Genomic DNA, 5,677 nt, shown 5'->3' on the forward strand with positions numbered 1-5,677 from the left:
TTCGGGAAGTAAGGCGCCAAACGCGATATCTGCGCATCGCTTAACCAGAAAAGATCAGACATATCACCGCTCCGTTTTCGGGCGGTGAATCACGATGCACGCATGAAATCAATGGGTCCTGACCCTAGTAGCCTTGGCTGGTATAAAGCTAGGACAGCTAGTCAATGGATGTATTTGCTTCTTGTTAAGACCCCTTTAGGTTCCATAAATCTTCCAGAGTGTTCATCGTCAAACATCTATTTCGACCTTGATGTGATTGATGAAAGTGGTGTCTTGACAAGCATCACAGACGAATTGACTCAATACAAATTTCCACACAATGAAATAAAAGCTAGTCAGCAACTTCGTAAGATTGTTGCAGCACAGCAAAAAGCCTTAGACGCTGGAAAGGATCCATCCAAGGCTATCGACAAGTTCAAAAAATCAAATGGAATATATGAAACTTACACCTGCGATCAGGCATTGTCGCTCGCAAAACTGTCTGGCGAAGAGAGACGTTTGGCCGAGTCGCTTAATCTTACGGCATATGGATACTTTGTCTATTCTACCGAGGTTTGGGATCAGCTCAATGATAAAAAGGCAGGGTTGCGTAAAGGCTTAAGAATCCTCCGAGGCGGCTTGCAGATAGCCAGCAACGGAATGCCTCAAGGGAAGCTCATCACGATTCCATTGACAAAGAGCATAGGGCACCAGAACCAAGCTCATGTTATTGTTCATTTCGATGGCGCTGAACCTGATCTTGGTAGGAAGGGTTTTCAACCTGAGTTGGAAGAGTTGGCCGAGAAGATTGCAGTTGGGATTGTCAGGCAACTCAGCTCCAGACGAGAAGATATTTTGAAGTCCGACAGCGGCGCACAAGCAGATATTGACAAGGAAATCAAAGTTCACGAATGGCTTAAAAAGCAAGAACAGCATGAGGCCGATTGCCCATTGGTCCTCAAGAGCGATAAGTTCTTCTTGCCAACTAGGAAAATATCAGTAATGTGCGTTCCGCAGAGTGAACAGGATGTGATCGTTTTGTTTAATCAACTGATTGCTGGTGGAGTTATTCGTGGATTGAAGCTTTTAAGCACCTCCCAGTCTTCGCAGTATGATGGGGTGTTTAGATTTTCAGCAGAAGACCCGTTAGTGGACTATGCCTATGATAAAGAGATAAATCCACTCGGAGTATATGAGGAGCAGCTTACAAAAACGTACACGACGCAACCAAAAGTTTTGGAATATAAATTCTGCCTGGATGGATTGCTTCGAGAATTTGAAGCCGGTGACAAGCATGAGAACGATGTCGACCTAGCCATATTCTGGGATATGGGAAAAGAGTTTGCTAAAGAGTATTCTGTTATTTCTTACCTTGATGACGAGAAGACTCATCACCGCACTCATCATGGACTCACGCATCGACTTAATTCTGCGAACTCTCATATAGAGGTTATCTGCCTTCAAGAACTCTTCCAGCTTCTTAACGACCCTGCTGCCGCCCAGATGACACAAGAAGCGTTGTACGGTGACGATCTCTAGTATCAAAGCGAGGCGGCTATTTGTAGGCCTGCCCCAAGCAGGGCAAGCCTAAACCATGCAGTGTTCAGTGTCGCCTTTCGGCTTCCTATGATGTGCATGTCTGTCGACTTTCGACTGGGGAGCGGCCTTGCCTCACGTCACTCGAATGTCGGCTGTGGGCCTATCACGATGCTGCGCCTGCGAAGGTTCCTTCCATGCTGCGCGTGCCTGAATGTCGCTGATGGGCTCCTGACGTCTTACGGCAACGCAGCATAAGCCCGCAGACCCTTTGAGGTTGGCAATCGACCCGACCAGCCCGAAGCGGCCGTTCACGGCAGCGAAAAAGGCAGGAACACCGAAGTCCATCATGCTGTCATCTTCGACGCGGACGAAGCAATCTTGCGCCTCGTGGCAGCGAGCAATGCTCTGGAATAGAGTTTGTGAAACCCCATCAGCGCCTTGAACACCGGGCCGATCGACAGTCGGCCCGTGTCGCTATTCTTGGCGGCCGTGATGCCGGAGCCGAAATAGAGCAACGTCTGCATCGATTTATCGCCGGAGATTGTGGCGATCTTGAACCACGATCTCGTTCGGCCTGTGACATCGCTCATCAGCAGTTGATTCTCGCCCCGATCCTCGACTCGCCATGCCGCAAAGCAGGACGAGGTGCATCGGGCAAGCTCCGCAGCGTTGGTGTCGGTCGAGTAGTGTCCCGTCAGGGAAAGAACCACACGTTCCACCTTGAACAGCCAACTCGTATAGAAGGCTTCGACAAACAGACTGAGCGGGATATGCCCGGGCACCTCGGTCATGTAGCAGTCCGTATAGCCGCCATCCCGAGCGTAGCGCCGCAAGAACGCATCCGCGGGAAGATCGCACGTCCGAACTGTCATAAATAACTCCCTCCGTGACCTGTCAGGCCGCTACTCATTCGAAACGGCGCCCACATGGTCATGTTTCAGCCGTAGCGATGATTCCGGCCCTCTGCTGCCGTTTAGTGTCTGTGTCATGCGGTAAAGCGGCTTCACCGAACCAGACATTCAGGCGCGGCGCAGCATAGGACCGAAGCGCAGAACTATCGCCGATAGATTGCCGTTAAGCAGGAGCATGATTCCCTTGCGTACCATTTCCAGATCCCGCCAGAACCTTCGCGCCGATCCACTCCTCACCCATCATCTGCAAACACATCGCCCGATGCTGCGTCCATCGCCCCGCCGCAATCAATTGAATCACCAAGCCGCGCGATGGGGCGGCCATTAACGAACACGCTATCCGATCCGCCGGATACGCTGCGCGGATGTGGCGGGCAGTTACTGCACCCATGCGGCGCCACCGCATCGCCTTGACGCAATGCAGGGATGCCATTGACATTAACATCAGGGCTGCCCGCTATGGCAGGCGATGGCGGAAAGCAGCCATGTCCGGACGCGATGTCACCTGTTCGGGAAATACCGGGCATTCAGAACCTCTCTGCGAAATTTATTCGGCCGCGTCGGTACCGATACAAGCCAGTCTGCGCTCCGTTTTCGATCATCACACAATCGATTTTGGGTGCCAATTGACACGCGCTTGGGATTAGCAGTTTTCACGGCATCGAACTGGCCCGCCGACCCGGAGCAAAAATTGGGGTGTTGTCACCCAGATATCGTCGCCCCCAACCACCACGCGCATCACGTTTGGACGTATGCATCAGGTTCCAATCAGCGCGGTTATTCGGTGAAATACCGGTTTCCTGCAGTACGTCTATTGGACCACCCGTCACTTCGGCATAGTCGATCGAGACAAACGGGCTCAGTGCCGATACCAGCTTGTCGTCGTCACATTCAATCTCGCCAATACCAACCGCCATCGCGATCCGACGGTTTCCACGCAATTGTGCCAAAGCCGATCCAACACGCCGATGGGTCGCAAGCATCAGTGGCTCATCCGCGCTGTCGATAATGAATGCCTCAGCGTTGGGAAAACCATCACCTGTCATGCGCAGTGCGAATGACATTTTTCTATCGTCTCTATCGATCGTCAGATGTAGCGAGCAAGTAACATCAAGATCGGGAACGGAGCTTTCATACACCAGTTCGCGGGCAGTTTCTGAGTTGCCCATCGGCATTGCAAAGTTCTGGCCGCGATAACTGAGGAGAAGCTGAACGGACTGGTCGCCATCTTCGCGGTATGGGTCTACTTGGCCTGACACGCTTCCGGTTGGCTGGGTTCCCTCGTGACTATAATCTTGATGAAACAACCCGCCTAGCCAACTACTTGGGTCTGAGCGCACTTTCTCAAGAGAAATTTCTTGATTGACCAGGTCAATTCGCACAACTGCATAGATACGTGAAGTTACACTTAACGAGTAACTGAAGCCGCGGTTATCGCCACTATAACCCAGCCCTGATGCGCCAAAATTGGCCTGTGGATGAAAGGAACGCACATAGAATCGTAAAAAACTCACGGCTCAATCCTGTCAAATGTTGCGTCGCAAACCTGCACGGCCGCGAATCTCTCGCACGGGTAGCGTTCGCTAAGAAATCCCAGATTAGTCGTGGCATCTGCCTCTCGGCTTTGCGCCATGGTCCAGCTTCCGACGTCAAAGTGATGAGTGAATATGATTTCATACGGTTCGACTTCACCCGTGATGGGGTGAACTCCGTTTCCAAAACCGGTGCCGATGCGATCGGTCCGGATCTTTGACCAATCGATTTCAGGGTCGCGTGTCCGGAATCGGTAGGTATATGGCACACCTTCCGGGTAGTAAAACGTCACGATGGACTTTTGCGCAAACACATCGGCCCCGAGTATGATCTGATCCGCATCGCTCGCAACAACCAGGTCATTGGCCGGGTTTGGTAAATCGTCCGGCACAACGAATTCATTCGGTGGAACGGCTGTGGGTAAAACCATGATAACCCCACCATCTGTCGCGATCGTTCCGCCAAGATAGATTGTCAGGTCAATTCTCATGCCGCTTTCTCCTTGTAAAAAGCGCGGTGCGGCCCACGCTCCCAGAACGAATGTCGTGATCAAAAAAGCGAATATAAAGACCGCGTTTTTTCGTATCATCAGTTCAAGTCAATCCGAGGCGATTTCATATTAATCCTTTCCGACTGGCCGATGGAGAGTGAGTGTCCGTTCAGTGTAATCGTCCCATCTGGTTTCATGATCAACACAGCGCGACCGCAGCGGATCATGAGTTCCTGATGCGCATCAATCACCTTCCGACCTCCTACAACCTCTTTCGAGTGGTTCCCGACAGAGACTTTGAGGTCTGTGGCGACATTCTGCGTTATTGACTGACCGACCCTTTCCATGGATGATCCGTCAACATCGAGACTATACGACGAACCTGCATCCAGCCGGATAGCACCATTTGCGCTTAAGGAATAATTCCCCGACCCCGCGGATGTTGCCTCAGAATTCAGAGCATACGCTGCCGGCCTCAGCCCATACGGATCTCTGCGCTCGTCACCGGAGATAACGACGCCACCCGGGCCAGTGCCAACATTGATCGCGTAGTTCAGGCCAATATTTGCGATAGATGTTTTTTCAACCTCCAACAGAAGATGTCCGCCGACAGAGGTAATTGCATTGTTATCGATCCTTGTCGTCGCATGTTCATCGATCTTGACTGTCATGTCACGACTGGCGCGTAAAAATATTTCTTCACGACCCTGCGCATCTTCAAAACTCATTTCGTTGAAAGCGTGAATATCACCAGACTTCGATGTGTCCGATCGAAATACAGACTTCGTTTTATGCGCCGGCAATTCATACGGCACCTTGTTGCGCCCGTTATAGACGCACCCCGTGACCAGCGGCTGGTCGGGATCACCGTCGAGGAACTCGACCACCACCTCCATGCCCACGCGCGGGATCACCATGCCGCCCCAGCCGTTGCCCGCCCAGTTCTGCGACACACGGCAGCGCATGGAATTGGCCTTGTTGAGGTCCCAGTGGAACCGCACCAGGATCCGGCCGTATTCGTCGCAATCGATCTCTTCGCCTTCAGCGCCCACCACCATCGCCGTTTGCGGGCCGCGCACATCGGCGAGGGGGGTCTTCCTCTCAGGCAGCATCGGCGCTGTGCCGGGCATCAGCACATAGCGCCCGCGATAGGCCAGATCATCGCCCCTGGTCCCGCCTGTGCCGTAATTATCCGAGGTATAGGAATGACTTGCCACAAGGCACA

At 52.4% G+C, this 5,677-nt stretch carries 6 protein-coding genes; 1 reads left to right on the top strand and 5 read right to left on the bottom strand.

Annotation, left to right across the window (positions count from 1 at the left end):
* The first annotated feature begins 168 nt into the window (after window positions 1-168).
* Window positions 169-1,518 carry a hypothetical protein gene (locus tag PUT78_RS22790; protein ID WP_274354521.1) on the top strand — a complete coding sequence of 450 codons (1,350 nt, stop codon included), beginning with the start codon at window positions 169-171 and terminating at the stop codon, window positions 1,516-1,518.
* A 344-nt stretch (window positions 1,519-1,862) separates the two neighbouring features.
* Here PUT78_RS22790 and PUT78_RS22795 read toward each other — a convergent pair whose 3' ends face one another.
* The 5 genes from PUT78_RS22795 to tssI form a co-directional block, all read right to left on the bottom strand.
* Complete coding sequence (locus PUT78_RS22795) at window positions 1,863-2,390, bottom strand: hypothetical protein (RefSeq protein ID WP_274354522.1); 528 nt, start codon at window positions 2,388-2,390, stop codon at window positions 1,863-1,865.
* Between the two features lie 272 nt (window positions 2,391-2,662).
* Window positions 2,663-2,956 (bottom strand): PAAR domain-containing protein, encoded by a 294-nt coding sequence (locus PUT78_RS22800; RefSeq protein WP_274354523.1) that lies wholly within the window; start codon window positions 2,954-2,956, stop codon window positions 2,663-2,665.
* A gap of 126 nt (window positions 2,957-3,082) precedes the next feature.
* Window positions 3,083-3,943 carry a hypothetical protein gene (locus PUT78_RS22805; RefSeq protein ID WP_274354524.1) on the bottom strand — a complete coding sequence of 287 codons (861 nt, stop codon included), beginning with the start codon at window positions 3,941-3,943 and terminating at the stop codon, window positions 3,083-3,085.
* The gene (locus tag PUT78_RS22810) at window positions 3,940-4,452 is read right to left on the bottom strand and encodes a hypothetical protein (RefSeq protein WP_274354525.1); all 513 of its coding nucleotides are present in this window, start codon (window positions 4,450-4,452) and stop codon (window positions 3,940-3,942) included. Before PUT78_RS22810 ends, PUT78_RS22805 begins: the two co-directional genes overlap by 4 nt.
* A gap of 98 nt (window positions 4,453-4,550) precedes the next feature.
* On the bottom strand, window positions 4,551-5,677 hold a 1,127-nt coding region (gene tssI / locus PUT78_RS22815), incomplete at its 5' end, for a type VI secretion system tip protein TssI/VgrG (RefSeq protein ID WP_274354526.1).

It is taken from the genome of Roseinatronobacter alkalisoli (genome assembly GCF_028745735.1).
In the GTDB taxonomy this organism is placed as follows: Bacteria; Pseudomonadota; Alphaproteobacteria; order Rhodobacterales; family Rhodobacteraceae; genus Roseinatronobacter; species Roseinatronobacter alkalisoli.

Bases quoted from the DNA above. Each gene is read 5' to 3' on its own strand.
- PUT78_RS22790 (WP_274354521.1), top strand. From the start codon at position 169: ATGTATTTGCTTCTTGTTAAGACCCCTTTAGGTTCCATAAATCTTCCA.
- PUT78_RS22795 (WP_274354522.1), bottom strand. From the start codon at position 2,390: ATGACAGTTCGGACGTGCGATCTTCCCGCGGATGCGTTCTTGCGGCGC.
- PUT78_RS22800 (WP_274354523.1), bottom strand. From the start codon at position 2,956: ATGCCCGGTATTTCCCGAACAGGTGACATCGCGTCCGGACATGGCTGC.
- PUT78_RS22810 (WP_274354525.1), bottom strand. From the start codon at position 4,452: ATGAGAATTGACCTGACAATCTATCTTGGCGGAACGATCGCGACAGAT.